Origin of the sequence: Leptolyngbya boryana PCC 6306 (assembly GCF_000353285.1) — a bacterium.
Taxonomy (GTDB): Bacteria; Cyanobacteriota; Cyanobacteriia; order Leptolyngbyales; family Leptolyngbyaceae; genus Leptolyngbya; species Leptolyngbya boryana.
Window position 1 is genome coordinate 1 of record NZ_KB731328.1, and the last position, 25,988, is coordinate 25,988.

The 25,988-nt window shown below is 46.3% G+C and carries 16 protein-coding genes and 1 pseudogene; 7 read left to right on the forward strand and 10 right to left on the reverse strand.

From position 1 onward, the window contains the following. Positions 1-1,436: 1,436 nt before the first annotated feature. Positions 1,437-1,622: a hypothetical protein gene (locus tag LEPBO_RS0135495; RefSeq protein ID WP_144056497.1), complete on the forward strand. Its 186-nt coding sequence runs from the start codon at positions 1,437-1,439 to the stop codon at positions 1,620-1,622. A gap of 358 nt (positions 1,623-1,980) precedes the next feature. On the opposite strand, the gene LEPBO_RS0135505 is transcribed toward LEPBO_RS0135495, so the two are convergent. From LEPBO_RS0135505 to LEPBO_RS43220, 4 genes are all read right to left on the reverse strand, one after another. Further along, positions 1,981-4,287, reverse strand: coding sequence for a tetratricopeptide repeat protein (locus LEPBO_RS0135505; protein WP_071596281.1), 2,307 nt, complete (start codon positions 4,285-4,287; stop codon positions 1,981-1,983). A 77-nt stretch (positions 4,288-4,364) separates the two neighbouring features. Beyond that, the gene (locus LEPBO_RS0135510; protein WP_017292349.1) at positions 4,365-4,814 is read right to left on the reverse strand and encodes a hypothetical protein; all 450 of its coding nucleotides are present in this window, start codon (positions 4,812-4,814) and stop codon (positions 4,365-4,367) included. 319 nt (positions 4,815-5,133) lie between these two features. After that, positions 5,134-5,535: a hypothetical protein gene (locus LEPBO_RS0135515; RefSeq protein WP_017292350.1), complete on the reverse strand. Its 402-nt coding sequence runs from the start codon at positions 5,533-5,535 to the stop codon at positions 5,134-5,136. Between the two features lie 362 nt (positions 5,536-5,897). After that, the gene (locus tag LEPBO_RS43220; RefSeq protein WP_017292351.1) at positions 5,898-6,059 is read right to left on the reverse strand and encodes a hypothetical protein; all 162 of its coding nucleotides are present in this window, start codon (positions 6,057-6,059) and stop codon (positions 5,898-5,900) included. Positions 6,060-6,827: 768 nt separating this feature from the next. Here LEPBO_RS43220 and LEPBO_RS0135525 point away from each other — a divergent pair. Both LEPBO_RS0135525 and LEPBO_RS0135530 read left to right on the forward strand, forming a co-directional pair. After that, on the forward strand, positions 6,828-9,266 hold the full coding sequence (locus tag LEPBO_RS0135525) for an NACHT domain-containing protein (RefSeq protein WP_017292352.1): 2,439 nt from the start codon (positions 6,828-6,830) through the stop codon (positions 9,264-9,266). Positions 9,267-9,385: 119 nt separating this feature from the next. After that, positions 9,386-10,285, forward strand: a complete 900-nt coding sequence (locus LEPBO_RS0135530; protein ID WP_017292353.1) for a transposase family protein — start codon at positions 9,386-9,388, stop codon at positions 10,283-10,285. A 38-nt stretch (positions 10,286-10,323) separates the two neighbouring features. On the opposite strand, the gene LEPBO_RS0135535 is transcribed toward LEPBO_RS0135530, so the two are convergent. The 3 genes from LEPBO_RS0135535 to LEPBO_RS0135550 all read right to left on the reverse strand — a co-directional run bounded on the left by LEPBO_RS0135535 (position 10,324) and on the right by LEPBO_RS0135550 (position 12,577). Continuing rightward, positions 10,324-10,545: a hypothetical protein gene (locus LEPBO_RS0135535; RefSeq protein WP_017292354.1), complete on the reverse strand. Its 222-nt coding sequence runs from the start codon at positions 10,543-10,545 to the stop codon at positions 10,324-10,326. A gap of 633 nt (positions 10,546-11,178) precedes the next feature. Next, on the reverse strand, positions 11,179-12,108 hold the full coding sequence (locus tag LEPBO_RS0135545) for an IS5 family transposase (RefSeq protein WP_017292356.1): 930 nt from the start codon (positions 12,106-12,108) through the stop codon (positions 11,179-11,181). Positions 12,109-12,361: 253 nt separating this feature from the next. Further along, positions 12,362-12,577 (reverse strand): hypothetical protein, encoded by a 216-nt coding sequence (locus LEPBO_RS0135550; RefSeq protein WP_017292357.1) that lies wholly within the window; start codon positions 12,575-12,577, stop codon positions 12,362-12,364. 544 nt (positions 12,578-13,121) lie between these two features. Between LEPBO_RS0135550 and LEPBO_RS0135555 the strand changes: the two genes are divergently transcribed. Beyond that, positions 13,122-14,003, forward strand: a complete 882-nt coding sequence (locus tag LEPBO_RS0135555; protein ID WP_017292358.1) for an RpnC/YadD family protein — start codon at positions 13,122-13,124, stop codon at positions 14,001-14,003. A gap of 244 nt (positions 14,004-14,247) precedes the next feature. Here LEPBO_RS0135555 and LEPBO_RS42080 read toward each other — a convergent pair whose 3' ends face one another. After that, on the reverse strand, positions 14,248-14,415 hold the full coding sequence (locus LEPBO_RS42080; protein ID WP_017292359.1) for a hypothetical protein: 168 nt from the start codon (positions 14,413-14,415) through the stop codon (positions 14,248-14,250). Between the two features lie 90 nt (positions 14,416-14,505). Between LEPBO_RS42080 and LEPBO_RS42730 the strand changes: the two are divergent. Then, a pseudogene (locus LEPBO_RS42730) lies at positions 14,506-15,620 on the forward strand (IS630 family transposase). Here LEPBO_RS42730 and LEPBO_RS0135575 read toward each other — a convergent pair. After that, positions 15,621-17,090, reverse strand: a complete 1,470-nt coding sequence (locus LEPBO_RS0135575) for a hypothetical protein (protein ID WP_017292363.1) — start codon at positions 17,088-17,090, stop codon at positions 15,621-15,623. It lies immediately after the preceding pseudogene. 837 nt (positions 17,091-17,927) lie between these two features. Between LEPBO_RS0135575 and LEPBO_RS40705 the strand changes: the two genes are divergently transcribed. Together LEPBO_RS40705 and LEPBO_RS39640 are read left to right on the forward strand one after the other, a co-directional pair. Then, positions 17,928-24,155, forward strand: coding sequence for a PAS domain S-box protein (locus LEPBO_RS40705; RefSeq protein ID WP_190711123.1), 6,228 nt, complete (start codon positions 17,928-17,930; stop codon positions 24,153-24,155). Between the two features lie 65 nt (positions 24,156-24,220). Continuing rightward, positions 24,221-25,072 carry a PAS domain S-box protein gene (locus LEPBO_RS39640; protein WP_017292365.1) on the forward strand — a complete coding sequence of 284 codons (852 nt, stop codon included), beginning with the start codon at positions 24,221-24,223 and terminating at the stop codon, positions 25,070-25,072. Here the strand turns inward: LEPBO_RS39640 and LEPBO_RS39645 are convergent. Further along, a partial coding sequence (locus LEPBO_RS39645; RefSeq protein WP_017292366.1) for a hypothetical protein occupies positions 25,060-25,988 on the reverse strand: 929 nt, incomplete at its 5' end. The two genes, LEPBO_RS39640 and LEPBO_RS39645, sit on opposite strands and share 13 nt — an antisense overlap.

The following is a 25,988-nucleotide window of genomic DNA, read 5'->3' on the forward strand; positions in this document are numbered from 1 at the left end:
CAGAACATATACTCATGCAATCCCTATCCCATCCATATCTATAAGCAATCCGTATCTATCCAATCCTATACAATTTTCTTATGCATATCTATGTTGATCCCCACAAGCATCCCATGCCATAATCCCTAGAAATGCTGCTATATAAGGGTTTCACCGTTTATATCTTATGCGTTCATTTGTTGACATGCTCATCCATATTAGATATTTGTATCAATATCAGACATATGTATATCATATTTGATTGCATCGTCCAATTTAATTTTAGATTGCTTATAGATATAGATATTCAGATTGCATGACATAAGCAATTTCTATCACTCTGTTGACACGAGCATCTATCCAATCGTCCCCTTGGACACGCCTAGAATGCTACCTGAGTCCTGAAAAGTTCTAGGTTGAATTGGATGTCTCTGAAGTTGGCTACTCTAACCGCTACTTAAACCTGGCAGATGAGATCGTTAGATATAGGCACGCTGATTATGAGCAACTTAGATGAGATCGTTGAATATGGAGAACTTTGAGTAGGATGCGATCGTTAGATGTAGGCTGATTATGAGCAACTTAGATGCGATCGTTGAATATTGGGAACTATGAGTAGCTCGGATGCCTATCTTTTAACTTTTGCTTCAGTATGCATTCGATGCGATCGTGCTCGTGTTGTTGAGTTGATATGCGATCGCTGAAGTTGGTTGGCGTATGCATGGTGTTGCAGGTGAATGATTACTTGATGCTCACCCCCACTAGGGCACGCAGGCAGTAAAGACAACTACTTCCTTGGCTGGAAGTTTGCGATCGCTATTCCCCTACCCGCTTTTCGCATTTCTCAACCCATAATAGGAAGTTGATGTACATGCATAAACAACAATGTGGAGCTAGAAAGCGATCGTTAGATGTGGGCGACTCAGATGCAATTTTTTAGCTCTTGATTGAGTATGCTTCGATTCACGCGCTCTCTTCATTCATCTAAGGATGCCGGTTTAAGATCGTTGTTTTGGGTAGCAACTTTCTGGTTGAGCGTGGTAATGCTTCAGAATGCCCATTTAACGCCTTGTTCTCTGTTTAATAGGTCTTAACCTGAATACTAATTGTTGCCGTGTACAAGCTCTTCGACGAGCTGATGCGATCTCACCTCTTTCCATATCTCTTTTGAAGTCTTGTAATTGATATTGATATTGATATGGATATGGATATCGCTATGTTTGAATATGAATGGATATCGATGTCGTTCAGGTGGAAAGTTGAAGAGAACTGCTTTCCACGATCTCCTCAGGATGAATTGAATGCAGTTGGAGATTGCTGCTACTGGTGAGTTCTATCGATTTTAAACCCCAATCTTGGTCCTGCATATCCATCAGCACGCAATTCAATCAACCATTTGCGGTCAAGGTGACATAATTGCAGTCAATGCAATAAAGGGCAGAATGTTGGCAACAACAATGACAGGAAAACTAATTGGAGAGGGCAATTGGCGCGGACATCGGTTCTGGGTCTACCAACAGGCAGCATCTTATTCCGTCTATATCGACTCTCTCGAACAATGTGCAGGAGTCTTTGAGGAACTCTCTGAAGCGATCTACTACATTGAAATCTTCATCGCTGTACTCGATGCCCGTCAGTCTTGATTCCCCTTGCATTTAGCATCCAAATGCTCAACTTAACCGCTGATGCTTCAACTGCGATCTACCTTGATTGACTCAACCCGCTCGACATGATTAAGACCATAATTGATCTTCACATTCAATTTGAGCAGATTGAACAGCAAATTCAATAATGGTTTGATATCCATATCGACCTCGTGCAATCCATCACCACACGACACAAAGCACGGGACGATGCAGAAAAATCTCGACCACAAATAGCGCGGGACGGGCAGAAAGTGCCATGCTACATCGCTCAAACCTCAATCTGGCAATCGTTGTCGTCATTCGACCTACACGACGCGAAGCGCGGGATCGACCACAAATAGCGCCGAACGCGACACTACTCAAATTGAGAAACAAACCAGATATAAAGTTCACGAGTTTCTATAGTCTCAGGCGCATCTTTGCCAAGTGTTCTTTCATAAATCTCAATAGCTTCCCAATACAGAGGCTGAATTTTCAGAAGATTATCTTGTGCAAGGTAGACATCCGCAAGACAACATAGACTCTTGGCTAGAGACGGATAAAAGGGTGTTTTTCTTCTCAAAGTATGGACTGCCTCAACACACTTACTTTCTGCCTCAGAAAATCTTTGCTGTCCGAAGAAGCAGTTAAATCCAAAATTGAACAAAATGAGTGCTGTAACAGGATGCTCTCTCCCTAATTTACGTTCGATTATCTTAAGAGATTCCTGGTACCAATACTCAGCCTCCTCAAACCTTGCCAAACAGCACAATAAAGCGGCAAAGTTACTCAATGTAACCCCTTCTTCTGGATGCTTCTCATTGAAATATTTCTTCCAGATCTCTATTGATTTTTTATATGCTTTTTCAGCTCTACTATATTCATTTTGGCGGTAGTATAGAACTCCCAGACTATTCCAACTGCGAGCTGCATATGGATGCTCTATTCCATTGGTGCTCTTTCTGATTTCTAATACTTTTTGAAGTTGCTCTTCTGCTTCATCATATCTCCCTTGCTCTATGTAGACGGATGCTAAAACATCCATCGTTACAGCAACATCTGGGTCATTGATCCCCAGTAATTTCCTGCGAATATTCAAAGCTTCAACTAAATCAATTTCAGCTTTATCATATTGATTTCTCAGGTATTTCAGCTTCCCAATATAATGAGTCGTCCTAGCTACATCCAATCCCTCCAAACCCAGTTCTTGCGCCTGAATTGCTTGTGCTTGACTCAAACATTTTTCAGATTGATGATAACATCCTTGCCCTTCGTAGATCATTCCAAGGTTATATAAGCTTCTTGCCAAACCAAGTGGATGTTGATTAGAGCTTTTTTGTATTCGTTGAATTACTATATTCGCGAACCTCTCTGCCTTGTAATATCTTCCCTGCGCCTCAAATATTTCAACCAGAGAGTTTAAGCATTCTATGATTCTTTTTTCTTCATTTTTTGAATCCGTTTTATACAAGAAATAAAGATGCCAGTAGATTAATCTCGACTCTTCATACTGAGCTAATTCAAATGAGTAATGAGCTAATTTACTAAGCAAACTCATTACTTCTAAACTGACAAGCCTTTGCTCTCTGATGAGTACACAGGAAGCTCTTACATGGGGATAAAGGTGATTACACAATATCCAATTCTTGTAATTCCTTGATTCCGAGAAGAAAATATTTAAAGCATGAACTACCCTAGTTATAAAACTCTTCTTGAACTGACTCAGCTCACTCTCCAGTTTCGCCAAAAAGAATTCTCGAATTAGGTTGTGAAGTAGATATTGCCCTCCTTCCAATGTCATTAATGAGCATTGCATCAGATCAGATATTGCTGATTCTTGTTCTTCTTCGTGCCAATTAGAGAGACTAGTTTCTACCCATTCTGGAGCGATAACTGTTGGAGCAAATAGACTGAGCAATCCACCCATCTGTTTAGCAGCATCGTCGAGTAGTTGCCAACTCAATTCAAATGCTGATTCTAGATTGCATTTGTAAGGCATCTCAGAAGGAGGCACCTGATTCAATGCTTGTGTCTGCAACTTTTGAGTATCTAATCGCTTCAAAAGTTTATTCAATTCTAGAAATGGGCGACTAGCCAAATGTCGCCCGATTAATTCGACACCTAACGGTAACAGTCCCACCCAGTCACACAACGCTTTTGCCGATTCTACTTCTTTTGAAATTCGAGCATCATCATTGACTATCTTTCTAAGTAATGAAAATGCTGATGCTCGTTTCAGTGTTTCTAATTCCAGGCGTTGTACTGGCTGATTTAGTTTGACTCGTGTCGTTAGCAGCACACTAAATCGGCTATCTTGCGGCAGCAGCGACTCTATTTCTTCATAGTCCACTACATTATCAAAAATCAGTAATCTCTTTCCTTCTGGAATTTCATCTAGCCAGCGATCGTAATACCAATGCACACTATCCTCATTCACTTGGAAGGTATCAGGCACTCCTGGTAGTTGCATTCGCTGCCCATAATTCAATCCCTGCTCTACCCGCCCCTGCGATCTTAGCCACCAAATACCACCTGTATAATCTTCGTGATGCCTGTGAACGTATTGCTTAGCAAGTTCTGTCTTGCCAATGCCACCCATCCCAGTGATTGCCACAACCATAACTCGGTCAGGTTGAGACAAGAGGATATTATGTAATTGTTGCAGTTCTTTATCTCGCCCCAAAAACGTTGTGAGCCCTAGCTCATGGGGATAGAAGTATGGGGTACTGATCTTTGTCGGTGCCCCCCCGACGACTTCAGCTAATGACTAGTAGAAGCACTATAGTAATTTTGAGTAATGGTGTTTGCCTGATTAACTACTCCTCCATCAACCTTGGTCTGAAAATTGGTTCCGCCGTAGTTATGCTGGTTCATGTCGTTAGAGCTATTGATAATCTCTAAGTGAATCTCGTCTGCTAGTTTCTGTACCGCTTGCTTCAATACATAGTTGCTCTCTAAGACTTCGTTCAAATACTCTGTCAACTTTTGTTGATCCTCAGCAGAGCCTTTTGCTGCCTCTTGTAGAAGACGATCCGCGCCAGGTTTTCCTCGTAGGCATTTTTCCCATATCAGTTGACCCAGTTGCTTGACTTTCTCAGGCAATAAATCTATTGCCTTCTCGCCTAGCTTATTCCCTACACCCTCATAAAATTTATTCAAGATCGCCTTTGCGATCGGTGTTGCAAGCATCAATGGTATCTGTTCTATCATTGCTCTGATGGATAATAAATGTTCTGAACTTACTTGAATGCAACTAAAATCTAGCAAATGGTGAGTACTAGAAGCTTTTGAAAGCCTTAAACAATAAAACTTTCAGGAGCATTTGTGCGCGACATCAGTTCTACAATCGCAGATTCTGCTCAACTATGACGCTGAGCAGAATCTGCTTCGAGTTTACCTTCACGCTTCATAAGCATAGGGCAGCTCATATTCCTATGAGTTACACCTTAGGTCTTGAGTTGCGGACTTTGCAGCTATTATAGGTAGCGTACTTCATTCAATTGGGAATTGCTACAGCAGTCTAAGAAGGTTATCTTCCAAGCAAAAATCTTAGTCCCATGCCAGCCAAAATTGTCTCTGCCGAAGCGCCTAAACAAACTACAGGAGCTAGAGGTGGAGCAACTACTGCTGTCCCAGCACATAATGCTAATCCGCTAACTGCCATACCTGCTCCATTCTTCATCCCACTAACAAAAGCATCTTCCGATGAAGCAGCATAAGCTGGACTAGAAAAACCTACAAAGATAATGCTCACAGCCAGAAACAAAGCTACAAAACGTTTGCAGACAAATTCAGTAACGCTCTTAACCATGTCAAAGTTCTCCTTAATTGGTTGAAATTGGTTGAAAATGCAATACGAAGCAAAACTAGAAAAAATCAAGAACCTGGCGAGAGCGCTCTTCTGATGAATCATCAGAAGAGAACCCAACATAGAACCAACTTGAATCTACCAACTGTTGAGGTGTAATTAGATTGCCTTGATAGCAGATCTGCTCATTTCAGGGCTACCAACGTTACAACCAGACTCCAGTTTGAAGAAAGATAGCAAGCCGAACCAGATCGACACTGATAGAGACTGGATTTGGTCCAGATACCATAGTTAATGGTGGAGCACCAAATCTGGGAGCGACTGCACCAATGATACTGATAGGGAGTGGAACTGGGATCATATATTTCTCCTTACTAATTTATTGACCTGTATGCCTAGTTGAAATCAAATTGCTGAGCTTGTGAATGTAACTAAAGATTTCGCTAATCATCCTCATCGAAGAGATTAGTTCTCAAATTTAAGAGCTACAGTAACGTTAGAGGCATCGTAGGGATGAAGATGGTCTCAATGCCTGCATTGACAACGTTTAAGACGCTCTCTAAAGCGGGACTCATATGAACTGCTACGGGCATCACCATATTGTGATGTAGTAACACGAACGCTCCAATGACATGTATTGCTTCCATATTTTAGGCTCCCCTGTTGTTGGAAACATGAACTATCGGGACTAGAACTACAGTAGAAATCAAAAAGTCAGTCAGTTGCCTGCATATCTTATGAAATGAATAAGAATGTCGATAGCTACTGTTCCCCACATCATCCACATGATACTTACCTCCTTATTGAAAAAGTAATTGTGTTCAATGTGTCTCGTGAATTGAGTCTTGCTCAGAATCGCGATGTTACTATATTTGCACAAGCAACGAGAATCGCAACGGCAATGAGCGGCACTTAATTCGGCAATTTCTGGCAATTTGCAATTTTCCGCAATTTACGGGAGGCAACGGCAATGAGCAGCACTTAATTATAGATTTCTGAAACTGCTGCTATTGCGACTAGAATTACAGTAGAAATGCAAAAAATTAGTTCATTTCCTGCATATCTATTGGGATTTTTCCTACAAGAAGTAACTTCCACTTATGACTCCGACAAGAATCTCAATGGCTACTGTCAAAATTGCGATCCACATTATGCCTGCCTCCATAGTAAAGAAGTGAAAATGTAATTGTGCTTGATGTAACTCGCGAATTGAATCTTGCTTAGAATCACGATGTTATTATCGTTGCACAAGCAACGGCAATCGCGACGGCAATGAACGGCACTTAATTCGGCAATTTCTGGCAATTTGCAATTTTCCGCAACATACGGAAGGCAACGGCAATGAGCGGCACTTAATTATAGATCTCTGAAACTGCTGCTATGCTTAATCTGATGTCTTTCAGCTAGAGTCTGTCATGTCAGCAAGAGTGCAAGTTGAGCCAGTGGTTTTCGAGCGGATGAGAGAGGCTTACTCTCGTGATTTTGCTGGATCACCAATCAAGTTGGCAAAGGCTTTAGATCGCCACGAGAAGGATCAATCTGAGTTTGGCGGTCAGCATCTAATTGCAGAGAGGACTATTTACAACTTCTTTTCCACTAAAGAGCCACCCAAAGTTCTTCTGAGAACCCTCAACTACCTATGCCTAGTACTTCTCAAGTATGACAGTTATGAGGAAGCGCGAAAGCAACTAGCTGGAGAGAGCAAGCCAGCAACATCTAGTAGTAATAGTCGGTCATTGAATCTCCTGGAAGATTGGCTTTTGCCCTATCGAGAGAAGGTAGAGCAAAAGTGTAGCACGATCAGAATTTTAGACATGACTCAACCCGTAAATTTGGAAGCTATCTTCGCTCAAGTTAATATTCTGGAAGAGTCACGAAGACAAAAACAAAGAAGTCTGGAACAAGTCCTAAAGATTTCTCCATCAGCAGACCAATCAGTTGAACGTGTTAAAGCACAATTGCCTGAAAAAACCATTTCAGGGCTTGAAGCTGTGGGACAATATCGCAAGTTACTAATTCTAGGCAAACCTGGAGCAGGAAAAACAACCTTTTTAAGGCACTTATCTTTAAAGTGCTTATCTGAAGAAGGTCTCACTGAAGAAGTAGAGAAATCTGCTTTACCCATATACATTCCCCTAAAAGAATTCTCAGAAGACGATAGCAGACCCAGCCTTATAAACGCGATCACACAAGAGGTAGCAGATACCATTCCTGATTCAGGCATTTCTTTTGAAACTTGGTTGAAGGAAGGCAGATGTCTAATTCTTCTGGATGCGTTAGATGAGATTCTAACTACCGAAGTCGATCGAGTGTATAGAACCATTGACGATTTGATCCGAAGATACCCTAAGAATCAATTCATTATTACTTGTCGAACAGAGGCTAGTACTTATATATTTAAGGACTTTACTGTTGTAGAAATGGCAGATTTCAACGAAGAGCAAACTGCTAGACTTGTTGAGAATTGGTTTGAAAACAGATCTAAGCCAGAGCTAGGGCAAGAGTTTCTGAAAAGGACAAAAGAAACACCTGCGATTGCAGAATTAGCATCCAATCCTTTGTTGCTAACTAATCTGTGCTTAGTATTTGAAGATTACTATGCATTACCGAACAATTTGAATGGATTGCTTGATGATGCTGTTGAAATATTTTTAAGAAGATGGGATTCAACTCGCAGAATAGCAAGGCGAGTAACGTCTCAAGACAAGTTGTCACCATCTAGAAGACTAGATCTATTCTCGGAAATTGCCTACCATGCGTTCAGAGAAGATCCCAAAAGATATGGCTGGTATAAGTGGGAGTTAGACAGGTTAATTCATGAATTTATTCAAGATGTAGACGGTGTCAGCCCTAAAACAATCGATATAGATGTTAAGGCTCTTTTAGAAGACATAGAGTCTAATAACGGCTTGCTGGTTAGACAGGCTAAGGATTTATATACCTTCTCACACCTGACCTTTCATGAGTTCTTCACTGCTCGGTACATAGCAGGCAGTTTTGATCCAGACCTTGTACGTGAGATAGTCAAAGAACATCTAACGGATCGTCAATGGCACGAAGTTTTCATCATCCTAGCAGGAAGACTCACGAAAGCTGATGACCTACTCAAACAAATCTTCTCGCACGCCAACACCCTGATTGCAAGCAGTAAAGCGCTGCAACAAATGCTATCTTGGCTGGACAAGGTTACTACTGAGTCAAATGTTAGCTCTAGTTCGTGGAGAGCTGGGTATTTAGCGATCGACCTTGACATCACACTCTATATTGAAAATGCCATCAAGATTGATCGCACTCTTGCACAGAAACTTTCTACAACTCTGAGAGCATTCAACAAGAGAGAAGAAAGAATTATTTCCAGAACTCCAAAAGCTGATATTGAATTAAGTCTGGGAGCTATTCATGCGATTGCTGCGGATTATGCCTCCAATACAAATCAGGACATTAGTGAATTCAACGACTACAATCGCAGTTTCTTAGGAATTCGAGAAACGTTTGATCTCGAATCAAAGCTGCAATCAATTATCCAAGTTGCGGAAGAGAATGATTATGCTGACCTGGTAGAAGAATTGCTGACTCTGGAGGCTGACCTACCCAAAAATGATTCACCCAAACTGGCGTGGAACGAATGGGCGAATGAATTACAAGCTATCATGCTTAGGCAGCTAGATGTTGGATATGAAATAAGTCTCTCTGAACAGGATATTAAAGCTCTAGAAGACTATCTTTACACATGCAATCTCTTACTAGAGTGTATTCAGGCTGGTAGCCGCTCTTCTAGAAGTCTGCGTGATCTAGTTATAGATAGCATTTTGCTCCCGCACGTTAATATTCCAGAGCAGATGATTGCTTGCTAACTCCTCACAGCTTTGTCACTTTCGCTGTAAGGGCTTGAACTATATCTATTAGACGTATTCAAAAATTAAATGAGGCAGAAAAAAGATGGTAGAACGGAATTTTTACCGCTCACCATCGAATGAAAAACTTGTTTCATTATATCCAGACTGCTCCACATCGCAGTCGCTCACTTTTGGGAATTGAATATGAGCAATTGTCGCGTTTAATCACCTCCCTCCAACAGTTAGACGCAGAATACATGGCACAACAGAACGCCCACAAGATTCGAGTTAATGCTCCTGGAGCGGGCCGTCCCAGCACATTGAGGACTGAGACCGAGATTCTGTTGTGCTTATACTACCTGCGACACTATCCGACCTTTGAGATTTTAGGCTTAACGTTTGAGGTGAGTTCCAGCCAAGCTCATGCCGTAGTGCACTATTGGGTGCGTTTTTTGCGCCAAGCCTTACCCGCAAGTCTGGTTGAGGAATTTGAGGACTGTGAGGCAGCATGGGCGGTGGTCACAGAAATGCTGGTGGAATGGGAGTTGATTGTCGATAGTACCGAGCAGGTGCGTCAACGACCGAGTGACTCAGACCAACAGAAGCAACACTACTCAGGCAAGAAGAAGCAAACGACCTACAAACAATCGGTCATTGGCTTGCCCGATGGCAGTGATATCGTCGATGCCACCGTTGCCCATCCTGGCCCCAGTGCTGATGTCACCTTGTTCCGGCAACAGCAGTCTCAGTTTCGGGACACTCAAACCTTTGCGGGAGACAAAGCCTATCAAGGGGCAGACCGCACTCGCACTCCGCACAAGAAGCCGAAAGGTCGGGAACTGAGTGAAGCGCAAACCGAAGCCAATCGCATGTTTGCAGGCAAACGGATTGTGATTGAACATCTGATGCGGCATCTCAAAATCTTCCGAGCTGCCAAAGAGGTGATGCGGTTGCGAAAAGACAATTATTCGGAGGTGATCTTAGCCATTTGTGGCTTAGTCCGATTGCGATTAGGCGCGATTGAATTGCCTGTTTAAGCCATAGAAAAAACTGGAGGTGATGCTGATGTAAGACCTCAATGTTGATTGTTCATTTCTGATAGAAACTGCTGTAAACCCGCATGATTGCGTTCGGCAACTATCCTGGTAAGATCTCTATCAAAGCCAGGAGCGGTAACGCTTGTATTTTTTTGGAAAGGTCTATTTATTAAAATCACGGCAAGAAGCTGCGCTTCGGACAAATTTAATTCGCTGAAATTACTTTGCCGAAGCCTAAATTTATTAGGCGCCTCAAACATTAGTTTCTCTTTGGTTAAGCTTCACGTTTACATCTAGAAACTGAAGCCTACCCAACAAAACATTGAGCGCATTTATTGCCGTTTGTTGCCGTTTGTTGCCGTTCGTTGCCGTTTTCATCGAAACCACTTATATTATTTCTATAAAGAATGTATTCATTTCTACAGAGATAAAGAGGTGGCAAATGAGCAATAAGGACAAGCAACTCTCGAAGGCATGTACACATAATCCTGGAGATGATTGGGCGGAAGGCTGTTGTACTAGTGCTGTAGTTAAGCTAGATGGTGAACAGCCACGAAGCTCCACATCTTCTTCCAAAATAAGTGGCCCTAACAATAGCAGTAAAGTCTCAGAAGACACATGTGCAGAAAGCCATTCTCAGCACATGGTTCAAGGTTAATGGAGAAGTAAGGTTGACAGAACGTGTTCGTCGCTTTCGCACTTCGATTCGAGTTAGAACCTCAATTCTCAATCTACACAGTTTCAAACCACTGACGCGATCGTAGAAGCGCGATCGCGTCACCCACTAGTGCCCAGTAGACCTGCAGCTCAGGTTAACAGAACCTTTGAGAAGTACAGATTACAGCAGAGACATCCACAGGTCTAAACCACTACCCACTTGAGCAAGGAATCAACTAAGCTTCAACTCGATAGCTATCGGGCTTCGCGACCTGGATCATGCGATTGAGTGCCGCACACTTGATGAACAATTCTACCGCTTGATTGTCGAACTTGCGTGAACGCACACTGCTGCCAAAGATGGTCTTGAAGAGGAACATGGTGGTTTCAGAGAGCGAACGACGATGATAGTTGCTCTCTTGTTTCCAGGCTCTGCGCCCGACTTTTCGCACCCGACGCAAATTCTCGTCTCGATTGTGACGTTCGGTCTTGCGGTTGCCGTGATGCCAGATTTTCGCGCCTCGACGTGGGGGAATCGTCGCTCTGGCTTTGCGTTCTCGAATCGCGTCGTAACATTGGTTTTGGTCATAGGCTCCGTCCGCTGAAACTTGCTCAATCTCATCCTCAATTTGATCCAACAGGTCACTTAACATCTGCCCATCGCCCACATCATTCGTCGTTACCATTGCTGCTAAAATCTCACCCGTTTGTTCATCGACACCCAGATGTAACTTGCGCCATGTCCGACGTTTACTGATGCCGTGTTGCCGCGTTTTCCACTCCCCCTCGCCATACACTTTCACACCCGTTGAGTCCACGACCACATGCTTGGCTTCTCCCTTCGGCAGCACGGGCAAAGCAACTGACAACCTGCCTAAGCGACGAGATAGTGTGCTGTGGTCAGGCACAAGCAAGTCAATCTCCATCGGCACAAATATAGATTCCAGAAATCCTTGGCATTGTCGTCCTGCCAAGCCATAAATCGATTTCAGGGTGATCATCGTCGTGATTGCCAAGTCACTATAGAACACCGATGCACCTGGTTTTCCACTTAACTTCGGGATGATCCAAGTCTCTAAAACTGATTCGTCAATCCAAAACGTGAGGCTTCCTCTTTGTCTCAATCCGGCGTTATACTCAGACCAGTTGCGGATGCGGTAGCTCATAGCTTGTGAAGGTTTGTAGGTGGTACTTCAACCCTATCACGTCACCCTTCCGCAACCCCTATTCATGCAACAACGCCGGTTATTTCTGGAGTTGGCTGATCTAATCGCGACTTAAAGCTGACCGATGCGATCGTTAGATATGGGCTGACCTTGAGCAACTCGAATGCGATCGTTAAGATTGCGATCGTTAAGATTGCGATCGTTGGATATCGAGAACTATGGGTAGCTTTAATGCATATCTTTCAACTTTTGATTAAATACGCATTGAAGCGGCTTCGATGCGATCGTCAATTGTTGAGTTGAAATGCGATCGCTGAATTTGGTTGACGTATGCTTGATGTTGCAGGTGAACGATTGCTCGATGCTGACCACTGCTAGGACACTCAGGGAGTTGAAGCAATGACTTCGTTCGATAGTAATCTGCGATCGCTTTTCCCTCCCCTACTCGCTTGTCACATTCCTCAATCAATCATTCCTCAATCAATATAGGTGGCATCTGGATGTCATGAACAACAAAGAGCTAGAAAGAGGTCGTTAGATATGGCAACTTAGATGCATATCTTTCGGCTTTTGATTGAGTATGCCTTTAATATGCTTGGACTACGATCAATCGTGCTACACCGCGATCAATAAAGTTGAATTCACTCAATCAGAACTGCCTTTGCTCGATCCACCGTTCTGATTGCTTAGGATGCTTAGCGTTCGGTCATCACCGCCTTCGTGAATTCTTAGATCTCAGCGGGCGATCGTTGAATATGGCTAAATGAGCAACTTGAATGCGACCGTTAAGATCGCGATCGTTGGATGCAGAGAACTATGGGTAATTGGAATGCATGTCTTTTAATTTTTGATTAAACCCGTATTGAATCCGCTTCGATGCGAGCGATAACGTTAGTGGCTCGATTCACTCAAATCCATTGTTCATTGCGAGCCTTCAACTCATTTGTCTGGGATCGTTTCAGAGTACGATCTGGGGAGCAATCATCCACTGAGCGTTTCCCTTCAATTCACGCATGACTCAGATTCCCTTTGATCAATTGGCGAAAGAATTTCTCCAAGAACTGCTTACCCCACTGGGTCGTGTGGAGCGCAGTTTTGAAGTGCCTGGTGAACCGAAGTTTATCGACGTTTGGTTTCAGCCTACAGAAATCCCACTCCAGCCGTCTGACCCCTTAACGCTGTTGGAAAGGGTGGCGGCAACTCCTTGCTCGTTTGAACCCTTCCGTAATCCGCCAACGCGCCAAGAAATTCGCAGATGTCTGCTCAAATTGCTGTGGGTGCAAGAGTTCGAGTTGCGGACGGATGATCAAATTCCTGATGCTCATCTCCCCATGCTCTGGATTCTCGCTAGCTCTGTCTCTCAACCCGTTCTGTCTGAAGGTAAGGCTGAAATCAGTGACGATTGGCTGCCAGGAATCTACTTCTGTGGCAATCTGTTTAAGACGGTCATTGTGGCAATTAATCAATTGCCAGAAACTCAAGAAACCCTGTGGCTCAGAATCTTGGGTCGCGGCGATACGCAACAGCAGGCGATCTCAGAAGTGCTGGCTTTGCCTCCCTCTGACCCCCAACGCAGCAGAATTTTACAGATGCTCACCAGTTGGCGCGTTAGGATTGAGTTGATCGGACCTTTAGATGCAGAGAATGAGGATTTGCTCATGGCGTTATCTCAGGCGTATTTAGAGTGGGAACAAACTACCGAGCAACGCGGTGAACAACGCGGTGAACAACGCGGCGAACGTAAAGTCGTCGAAGCTTTGCTCAAAACTCGCTTTGGTGAGTTGGATGATGCCCTCAGCGCGATCATCCCTCGAATCCTGGAGTTGCCCACGGACACCTATACTCCACTCCTGTTAAACCTTTCTCGCGATGAACTCATTCATCGCTTCGGTTGACGCTAATCCAGGCAGAAAAAAGTTCACAACATGACCTGTCATGCCTTTCGGAACTTGAGTTGCAATCAATCAAGTCGGAGTGCGATCTCTGAAGTTAAATTCACTGGTTGAAAGCGACACCCAACAATCATTCTCTTGAATTACTTAGTATGCTTAGCTTTGCGATCGTTGATTTTGAATTCACAGCTGCCAGAGGCGCGAGTGAGGGAATCGCAATCAGGATGAAGATGAAGGTAAACCGGAGCTATGCAGACTTAGTGGTATCAAGGAACTCACTCCATTGCGCTTGAATTGATGCAGTGGCAAGCTGCACGATTTCACCCCACTCTGCCTCTGATAACAAGTCACGGAGTACCGTTCTCAGTTGAGCGCGAATCGGCTTTTCCTCCGTTTGTTGTTGGTCTTCATCCACTAGGGCTTCAAAGTACTAGTTCACCACGTTGATTTTGCAGGGTGAGGTTGTTTCAGGTAGATTAGGCAATGAACACTCTGAAACATTGTCATGCCAAAACGTCAAATTCGACTCACTGATGAACAGCGCCAACGTCTGGTCGAGATCACCAGTAAGGGCAAGGTTGCTGTCCGAACCTTTAAACGATCGCAAATTCTCCTGTTGAGTGAACAAGGTTACAAAGACCAAATCATTGCTGAGCGTGTGGGTGTGAGTGTGGCAACGGTGGAACGTACCCGTCAAAAGTTCGTGCAACAGGGACTGGATGAAGCAATCACTGAGAAACCTCGCCCTGGCAAGCCGTGCAAACTCGACGGAAAAACCGAAGCCTTTTTGATTGCCACGGCTTGCAGTGATGCACCAGAAGGGCGAGCGAACTGGACGATGCAACTGCTCGCAGATCGCTTAGTCGCTTTGAACAAAGTCGAGAGCATTTCGGATGAAACCGTGCGGCGCATTCTGAAAAAAACAAACTTAAGCCGTGGTTGAAGCAGCAGTGGTGTATTGCCGAAGTGGGTGCTGATTTTGTCTGGCGCATGGAAGATGTACTGGAGTTGTACGAGCAACCCTACGACGAACAACATCTGGTCGTTTGTGTCGATGAGCGTCCTTGTCAACTGCTGGTCGACAAACAACCCTCGATACCTGCTGAACCCGGCAAGCCAGAACGCGAAGACTTTCAATATGAACGCAATGGCACCTGCAACCTGTTTGTTGCCTTCCAACATCGCGTGGGATGGCGGCATGTAGAAGTGACCGAACGCCGCACTAATGCTGATTTTGCCCACTGGCTCAAGCGACTCGTCGATGAGTAGTTCCCCACGGCTACGAAGATTCGGTTAATCCTCGACAATCTCAACATTCACTCGCCTGCTGCGTTGTATCAAACCTTTGAAGCACAAGAAGCACGTCGAATTTTGGAGAAACTGGAGTGGCACTACACACCAAAGCATGGCAGTTGGCTGAATATGGTCGAAATTGAACTGTCCATTCTGGTCAGACAATGCTTGGACCGTCGCTTACCTGACCTTGAAACCTTGCGCCAGGAAGTACAAGCTTGGGAGCAACAGCGCAATGCTCAAAAAGCAACGATTGATTGGCAGTTTACCAGCACGGATGCCAGGGTTAAATTGAAGCGACTTTACCCAGAAATTTCACCCTCATAATCAACGTGGTGGACTAGTACTGGAGGCATCCCCTACGGTTGAATTCACGGCTGGTAGTTCTGTCACACCTTGTAAAAACTGCAAGGATGGGGGCAATTCCGGAGCAGTACTAGTAATTAGATCTCGATCGCGAACAGCTTCTCTCTCGGTTTCGCACTCCGCCCACACCGTCTGCCGCACTTCTGCTCGCGATTGCTGATACCCCATCCACAGCCGCCAGTTCCAACTCCATTGTCCCAAAATTTGCCAAAACTCTTGCCCCGCTCTGTTCCAACTGCACCACCGATCATAGTCTTGTTCCTGGTCTTCTTCGCTCAGCCGTTGTTCAAATCCACCTCGCCCCCGATATAAACTCAGCACTTCCATCCCGCTCAAACTCGCGATCGATTGCGATGTGAGAAACAATTCATACGCTTGATCCTTCATCCGTTTGCCAATCTTGGCTTGATGCTGCTTTAACGGTGTTCGCACGACGATGATTCGCATCGGGGCAGTGTATCCTCGCCCCAAATCCTCGATGTAACCGAGATCTAAGAGTTCACTCGCACTTTGTTCAATTCGTTGCCAGTCTTGAGCGATCGCGCACTCCAACCGCCGTTTTACGGTAGTGGTTGCTAGCAAGTGATAGTCTCGGCATCGCAAAATGTATCCCAACCCCGTCGCCTGCACCACGCTAACTAGCCCAGCCATTCCATACAATCCATCTAATCGCACAATCCCATGCGCCACCGTCAATCCCTGCTGCTGCAAATACCGCACAATCACGCTGCACGATCGCTCTAGTTCCCGCTTCGCTTCCCCATTTCCAGCACTCCCGTACGTTCCTAACCATTCACTCGTTTGCGCCACACAGACCGTCGTTCGGTTCCGAATTACTTCTCCACGTTTCCGCCCTTTGTACCCCGGCGCACACGCTCGATCACTCCGACGCTGAACTGGCGGATCGTTTTTGCCATCACAGGCGATCGCCCGCTGTCGCACCGCACACACCGTCCCATCGATATCAAACACCATCGAATGATCCCGCACGCGATCAAATAGTCCCAGTCCTTGCTTCACTCGCACACTGTTCCGGTGCAGGTCGCTCTCAAACAGGCTGCGTAAGGCTTCAACCGCACTCGATTGAATGCACCCTAAAAATCGACTCAAACTTGATGCGGATGGACAGCGATTCCGTCCCCACTGACTCATTAACGCATCTTTGATCGGGGCAATTGCTTTGTAGAAATCTGCGATCGTTCGTTCCTCACTAATTGCATAACTGATTAGCAGGAGCACAAAGTCCATCACTTCATACTGCCCCATGCGTCCACGCACCGCCCGCACTTCTTCTTCGAGATAGCCGACTAATCCACTGTCGAGCCAGTATTTCCCAAATAGCACGGCTTCACCAAACCAGGCGGGAATTCGTGGCACATCTTCCGTTCCCACTGCGACTTCAATGCCAGTTCTCGCATATTTGCTGCCCATCTGAAATTTCCCAATGAGTCACTTCAGAGGTTATTCTCGTCGCAACTCTCTCCTCAATCCCTCTTCTAGCAACAGTTTCACACACTTCCCCTTAACCTCGTTGCACATCTCGTGGGCGGATCAAAGTCAAATTGCGCCGAACGCGACATCTGCACTTGATGACTGCAACTGCCATCAACTTTAAGCGCATCTTTTACTGGATATCGGGAGTCCCTCAGATGACGACACGAACTTCGCAGTTTGCGAAGCTGATGGCTTAGATCGAAAGTAAAGCAATGTTTCGCCACCAGTATCAAAATTGGACAAGATCCTGTAATCGTCGCTCAAAACTGTTCATCAAATTTTTGGGTTTGCAACAGTTTCGACTAACCCAGAATTGGATTGAGATTGTCTCGGCTTTATACGTGTGTGGTTAAATTTATAACTCTATTGATTCTAGACATTACTGGTTCTTCTACCCCCAAGAGGGGGAATAGGGTGGATGAAATGCGCGTTCAACTCACCTGGGGCAGACTTTGAAGCGCGGACCATAGCACGGCTAAATGAAATGGTGAAGAGAAAAAATTAAACGAAATGGGTCACACCTTGGGCTTTTACCTCGAAGTTAGTGCTGGAAGTTCGCTCTATAGATAGATTTGCATCTCTATCCAATGCTAGAAAATCCTATAGGGGTACTTTATAGTAGTGCGCCCAATTTCGGCTTTTCAGAATGGTTACGGTTGAAAAGAGGTGTAACCGTGGATCAAGCGATAGTTAGCACGTTAATTCAGTGAATTGTCACTGTGACCCATGATGAATATAAATCACTCTGAAATGATTTTTGTTGGTGACAGCGAGATGGCGAGGCTAATGCGATCGCACGACTGGTCACAAACGCCGCTGGGTTCACCAGAGCAATGGCCGCAGAGCTTAAAAACGACTGTCCGAATTGTGCTAACGTCTCGCCATCCTATGTTTGTCTGGTGGGGCGACCATCTGCTGAACCTCTACAACGATGCCTATGCTGTTTTTCTTCACACCAAGCATCCAGCCCTAGCACAACCCGCTGCACAACTCTGGCACGAGATTTGGGATCAGCTTGAGCCTCGAATCGAATCTGCCCTTCATGCCAATGAGGGGACGTTTGACGAAGCACTGCTGTTCATTATGGAGCGCAAAGGTTACCCGGAGGAAACCTACGTAACGTTCTCCTACAGCCCCATTCCTAATGATGAAGGTACTATTGGCGGCATTCTTTGCGCCTGTACCGATGACACCGATCGCATTGTCGGAGAGCGGCAGTTGGCACTATTGCGGGAACTAGCAGCCAAAACTGTAGATGCCCGTACCTTTGATGAAGCCTGTACTCTTAGTGCAAGCTGCCTGGAAACCAACCCTTATGATTTCCCCTTTGCCTTCATTTATTTGGTGGATCCAGACCGCCAGTGTGCCGTTTTAGCGGGAACTAGCGGCATTGAGCCAGGACAGGCACTAGCCCCCGAAGTGATTGCGTTTGAGGATGACTCGATATGGTCGGTTGCAGAGGTGGTCAAGTCCCAGCAAGTCAGGTTAATTGAGGATTTGGCAGCGTGTGACAACTTGCCGAAGGGAGCATGGGATCGATCGCCCCATCAAGCTGTGGTAGTTCCAATCGCTGCTTCAGGACGGATGGGGAAAGCTGGCATTTTAGTGGTTGGTTTGAACCCCTTCAGACGTTTCGACGACTCCTATCGGGGATTTATTGATCTGGTTTCGGCTCAAATTGCCGCTAGCATCGCCAATGCTCAAGCCTACGAAGAAGAACGCAAACGCACTGAGGCACTGGCAGAACTTGATCGAGCCAAAACCACCTTTTTCAGCAACGTTTCCCACGAATTTCGCACCCCACTAACCCTGATGTTGAGTCCGCTGGAAGACCTTTCCAATACACTCAACGGACAGTTGCAACCTGATCAGCGTGAACAGTTACAACTGATTCAGCGAAACGGTTTGCGCTTGCAGAAGTTAGTCAATACCCTATTAGACTTTTCCCGCATTGAGGCGGGACGAATTCAGGCATCGTATGAACCCACCGATCTGGCGATCTACACCGCCGAACTTGCCAGTACGTTTCGATCTCTGGTTGAGCAAGCTGGCATGGCGCTTGTGATTGATTGTCCCGCTTTACCGGAACCTGTGTACGTCGATCGCGATATGTGGGAGAAGATTGTGCTGAATCTGCTCTCGAATGCGTTTAAGTTTACGTTCACGGGCAGTATCACCGTTCAATTACAACCCGTTGGTAGTTCGGTTCAGTTGAGCATTACAGATACCGGAGTTGGGATTCCGGAAGCAGAATTACCGCGATTATTTGAACGTTTTCATCGCGTCAGTGGTACTCGTTCTCGCACCTACGAAGGCTCTGGCATTGGGCTGGCACTCGTGCAAAAACTCGTTAAACTGCATGGTGGAACGATCCATGTCACCAGCCAAGTCGATCACGGCACCACTTTTACGATCGCAATTCCTTTCGGTACGGCTCATCTCCCTCAGGAACGAATTGAAGCCACTCGTACTCTGGTATCGACCGCATTAGGAGCCAATCCCTATGTGGTAGAAGCATCGCGCTGGATTTCAGATATAGAGATTGAGGGTTCTGGGTCGAGCAATGCAGAACTTTTGCTCGCTGTTCCTACCCAGTCTAAACACTCATCTACACCCCCTGCACGAGTCTTGCTGGTGGATGACAACGCCGATATGCGGGATTATGTGAAGCAGCTATTGAGCCAGTATTACAAGGTTGAAGCTGTCAGTGATGGTTTCGCAGCCTTAGAAGCAATGACCCAGCGTCCTCCCGATCTGGTACTGAGCGATGTAATGATGCCGGGGTTGGATGGCTTGGGGCTACTGCGGGAACTGAGGGCGAATCCTCTTACCCAAGAAATCCCAATGATTTTGTTGTCGGCACGGGCTGGAGAAGAGTCTCGCATTGAAGGATTAGAAGCCGGAGCTGATGATTATTTGACCAAACCGTTTTCTACCCGCGAATTGTTATCGCGAGTCGAAGCGAATTTGAAGCTGAGCCAACTGCGACTTGTCGCAGGACAGCGAGAGCAATTACTCCGGCAGCAAGCAGAAACTGCACGGCAACAAGTTGAGACAATTCTATCCAGCATCCAGGACGGGTTCTATGTGCTCGATCGCAACTGGCACTTCACTTATGTCAGCGATCGCTTATGCGAAATGGCTGGGAAGTCACGAGAAGAACTGCTGGGTCATAACAATTGGGAGCTATTTCCAGAAGCGGTTGATACAGAGGTATATGTTCAATTTCAGCGATCGCTGAGAGAACAAATTCCCCTCCAGTTTGAATACCTTTATCTCCCCTGGAACCGCTGGTTTGAGTACCGAGTTTACCCATCTGTGGATGGACTGACGATTTTTGCAACTGAAGTGACCGATCGCAAACGAGCAGAAGCGCAATTGCGTGAATCTGAAAAGTTTTTGCAGGCTATCAACGAAACCGCACCGAATCTGCTCTACATTTTTGACCTGAATGAACGACGCAATGTATACGTCAGTCCGCAAATTTTTCACATTCTGGGTATTTCGTCCGCAGATCTACAGGCATTCGATTCTCAGCTTCTCGCTGAGTTGTTTCATCCAGATGACCTGGAACAGATTGAGCAGCATCATGACCGAATACGAGCAGCCCAGGAAGATGACATTTTTACCATCGAATATCGGATGAAGCACGCCAGTGGACAGTGGCTGTGGCTATCCAGTCGTGACAAAATTTTTGCCCGCGATCAGCAGGGTAATCCAACCCAAATCCTGGGGTCAGCGATTGACATCAGCGATCGCAAACGGGCTGAAGAAGCCTTACAGGAAAGCCTTGCCATCCTGAATACAGTCAACGAAGTGACCCCCACCCTGATTTACATCAAAGATCGTCAAAGACGGTTACAGATGGTAAACCCAGCCACAGCTCGCTTACTAGGCAAATCGGAAGCAGAGCTGATCGGCAAAACAGAAGTAGATTACCTTAGACCAGAAGAGGCTGAGCAGATTGCGGAGAACGATTGTCGCGTCATGGACAGCGGACAGGTCATTACGTTTGAGGAACGTGTCGTTGTGCCAGAAGGAAGCCGGATCTTTCTTTCGGCTAAAGCGCCCTATCGGGATGAACAGGGCAATATCATCGGATTGATTGGGGTTTCCACAGACATTACTGATCGCAAACAAGCCGAAGCCACGTTGCAAGAAAGTGAGCGGCGTTTTCGTCGCCTCGTAGAATCCAATATGTTTGGGGTTGCCTTCGGTGACTTTACAGGCGGCATTCATTACGTCAATGATTATTTTCTTCAGATGACTGGCTACACCCGCGTAGAATTTGAGATGGGGCAGGTAAAGTGGACTGAGATGACCCCACCAGAATTTCTGCCACTCGATGAGCAGGCAATCGCAGAACTCAGAGCAAAGGGAGTTTCAACCCCGTTTGAGAAAGAATACATTCGCAAAGATGGCACGAGGGTGCCCATTCTCATCGGGTCAGCGTTACTTCAAGAGCCTTACGATCAACAGCAAGACATCATTTGCTTTTATGTAGACCTGAGCGAGCGCAAACAAGCAGAACTAGCGTTACGCGCAAGTGAAGCGATCGCCCGGACTCGTGCCGAAGAATTGGAAACGCTGATGGAAGTCGTTCCCGTTGCAATTTGGCTAGCCCATGATCCTGACTGTCATCACGTAACAGTAAACCGGGCTGCTTACAATTTGATGCGAGCAGAGCCAGGTGATCCAATGACTGCCACTCCTGCGGGTGGCACCTATCCCTTCAAATTTAAGGTGCAGAGCAATGGGCAAGACATTCCAGCAGAAGAGCTGTCCCTGCAAAAGGCAGGACGGACAGGACAGGAGGTACTACAGGAAGCCGAACTCGTGTTTGAAGACGGCGTTGTGCATTATATATATGGACGCGCCGTACCGCTACGGGACGAGTCGGGTAACGTTCGTGGAGTGATCGGAGCCTATGTAGACATTAGCGATCGCAAACAAGCGGAAGCTCAACGGGAATATCTGATCACAGAACTGGAGGCGGAACGAGCACGATTTGAGGCGGTTCTACGCCAAATGCCAGAAGGGGTGATCATTGCCGATGCAGCTTCAGAACGTATGATCCTAGCGAATGAACGCACCAATCAGATTCTTCAGTACTCCTTTGAGTTGAATCTGGAGATGGAAAACTACGACGACAGGGTCCCCTTTCATGGTTATCATCCCGATGGGCGAGTTTATGCCCCAGATGATTATCCGCTCATCCGCTCACTGCGAAGGGGGGAAACTGTTAATCAGGAAGAACTGCGGATACGTTATCTAGATGGAAAATGGCTGAGCCTTGAAGTCAGTTCCGCTCCGATTCTCAATGGCAAGGGGCAGATTACAGCCGCCATTGCTCTAATGCAAGACATTACAGAGCGCAAGCGCATCGAACAATCCTTGCGGGACAGTGAAGCGCTGTATCGGACTCTCAGCGAAGCGGTACCTGATTTTATTTGGTCGTGTGACGCTGACGGTCAAGCCGATTTTGTGAATCCACGATGGGTAGACTATACCGGACTGACCCTTGAAGAATTGAATGCCGGAGGACTAGCTCAGGTTAACCATCCTGACGATTTTCCTCGACTAATGGAAGAATGGGAAGCCGCAAAACAAAAGGGGGCATTACTGGAATCAGAGTTCCGCTATCGTCGTAAAGATGGGGAATATCGATGGTTTATGGAGCGTGCTGTTCCCATTAAAGACGATGAGGGCAACATCGTGCGCTGGATTGGTACGACAACTGATATTCATGAGCGCAAGCAAGCCGAACTCGAACGCGAACAACTTTTGGCGAGAGAGCAAGCCGCACGGGAGGCAGCCGAAGCCGCCAATCGCATCAAAGATGAGTTTTTGGCAGTGGTGTCCCATGAGTTGCGATCGCCCCTCAACCCGATTCTCGGCTGGTCAAAGCTACTGCGAAGTCGCCAATTGGATGAAGAAAAAACCGATCGCGCTCTAGAAGTAATTGAGCGCAATGCCCAGATGCAAGCGCAACTGATTAACGACTTACTGGATGTGTCCCGCATTTTGCGCGGCAAATTGAGTTTGGATGCCAAGCCTATTGATCTAGTTGCCACCATTCAAGCGGCAATGGAAACTGTGCGACTCGCAGCAGAAGCTAAATCGATTCAAATAAACACTCACCTTGAACCGGATGTTGGACAGGTTGCCGGAGATGCAGGGCGATTACAGCAAGTCATTTGGAATCTTTTAACCAACGCCGTCAAATTTACATCTGAGGGAGGGCAAGTAGATATCCGGCTCGAACGCACTGGCTCTCAAGCCCAAATCACCATCACTGATACTGGCAAGGGCATCCCTCCTGATTTTCTGCCCTATGTATTTGAGCAATTCCGCCAAGAGAGTTCCGCGACAAATCGACGGTTTGGTGGGCTGGGTTTAGGACTGGCGATCGTCCGCTACTTGGTAGAACTGCATGGCGGCACAGTGCAAGCAGACAGCCCTGGCGAAGGGCAGGGAGCCACCTTTACCGTCAAATTACCACTGATGCCCCATCAATGGATCACGAAGCCAGCTCCGAAACCCTCTGAATTCTCTCTAAATTTACAAGGTATTCGCATTCTAGTCGTGGAGGACGATGACAATACTCGCGAGTTTCTCGCCTTCCTGCTGGAGTTACATGGGGCAAATGTGATTGCTACAGCAACCGCAGGCGAGGCGCTCACGACACTCACGCAGTTCAAACCAGATGTCCTCTTGAGTGATATTGGGATGCCCGATATAGATGGCTATATGCTGATGCGGCAAATCAGAGCCTTACCATCTGAGCAAGGGGGAACGATTCCCGCGATCGCCCTGACTGCCTATGCCGGAGAAATTGACTACCAGCAGGCAATGGCAGCAGGCTTTCAACGGCATATCGCTAAACCGATCGAACCGGAGGTATTAATCCAGGCGATTGCAACACTCTTAGTTCGAAGCAGAACGCGAACAGCTTCTCCAGCAGTTGGAAACCATCCTGGGACAACAGGAAGCGGTGATTAATCTTATTTAATATCCATCATCCTGGAGATTCGCGTTAACCTTCTGCATCCCTAAGATAGAGAATTATGGATATCCAGTTGAAACGCTTACTGCGGATTTCTTCGTCGTACACACGATATGGCGTTGCAGTTATCAGCGTCTTATTATCCCTACTACTGTTGCCGTTGTGGGGGGCGAGATCGCCCTTTCTCATGCTGATTCCAGCCGTGATGGTGAGTTCTTACTATGGCGGTTTGGGTCCAGGGATACTGGCTACAATCTTGGGTGGGTTCTTGGGGTTTAGGTTTCTACCTCAGTGGTCTTGCGAATCGGTTTTGAATCCTCATCTTGGCGATCTGCTGCGCTTGGGTGTATTTTTTTCGATTGGGGTATTTGTTGGCTTTCTCAGTTGGCGCTTACTATCTGAAAAACGACAGGCAGAAGCTAGTTCCCGGTCGTATCAGGAAAGTGAAAAACGGTATCGCTTAATGGTTGAGCAGGTTAAAGACTACGCCTTTTATACTCTTGATCCACATGGCGTTGTGAATACCTGGAACACGGGTGCCGAACGGTTAAAAGGATATTGTTCTGCTGACATTGTGGGGCGCTCATTTGCCTTATGTTTTCCTCCGGAAGAGATTGAGCGGGGAAAGTCAGAGTCTATTTTGCAGGACGCGATCGCCCACGGGCAATGGGTGGATGAGGGCTGGCACGTTCGCAAAGACGGCTCTCTATTTTGGGCAGAAGCGGTGACAACGGCGTTGCGAGATGAAAGGGGGCAACTGCAAGGATTTTCTCAAGTTGTTCACGACATTAGCGATCGCAGGCAAGCCGAAGAGACTCTACGAAAGACGAATCAAACGCTGCAAAGCATTATTCAAGCTTCTCCGCTGGCGATGTTCCCGCGCGATGCGCAAGGAGTGCATCATGAGCGCTGAAAACCGGGAATATGTGGGCATTTGAGAAACTCAGCAAGACTCGAAGAGATGCCAAAAAATTGGACTTTCCAATTCACCGCTTTCCCCTGCAATTGATTCCGTTTCAAGTGTTGCTCCCAACTCAAGCGGCGATGGGCGCGTTGCTGGCGAGTGAGCAATGATTGAGATGAATCGATAGCTTGGCGATGAGCAGAAACCGCTTCAATCTGAATCTGATTGCGTTCTAGATTGCATTTTAGCGTTCGTCGAAACTGAGTGGCTGGAATGTCTGTCCAGATGATGGCTTGTGTGCCAACATTCAGTGCGGAAAGGCTTTGTTTCACAATAATTTCTGGCGCTTCTGCAAGGGGTGGTGGCGTTGGCAGTTTTGCACGAGTCACCAAGATCCGACGACCGCGTGTGTTGGCTGAGCGATCTGCATGACAATGCTGAATGACTGGACAGATTCGGCAAATGGTGGCTTTAATTCCAAAGACCAATTGCATATCGCCTACTCGGTTGTAGCGCACCTCTTGACGATCCATCTGATGTCCAGCAGGGCACTCAATTACTTCATCATCAATGATCTTAAAATCTTTACCAGAGTACTTATGACGGCTCTGTCCCCAGCCTGGAACGGCAACCATTGCTCCATACTTGGGAGAAGGTGCAAGTTGTGGGTTAACGGTCGGTGTGGATAGCAAAGATTGGGGAGCAATGGTCTGGGCTGAGCACTCTTGAGTTTCTAGCGGGTCTAGAGCAGGCGACCAAAGCGTTTGTCGGATTTGACGTTGGGATTGGGACTGCCATCCTGCTTGAATGCGCCAGTTCCACACCCATTGGCTTAAGATTTGCCAGAAGCTTTGTCCTTCTGGCTGCCAGCTACACCAACGGTCGCAGTCTTGCTCTCTATCCTCTTCAGATAGCGTTTGCTCAA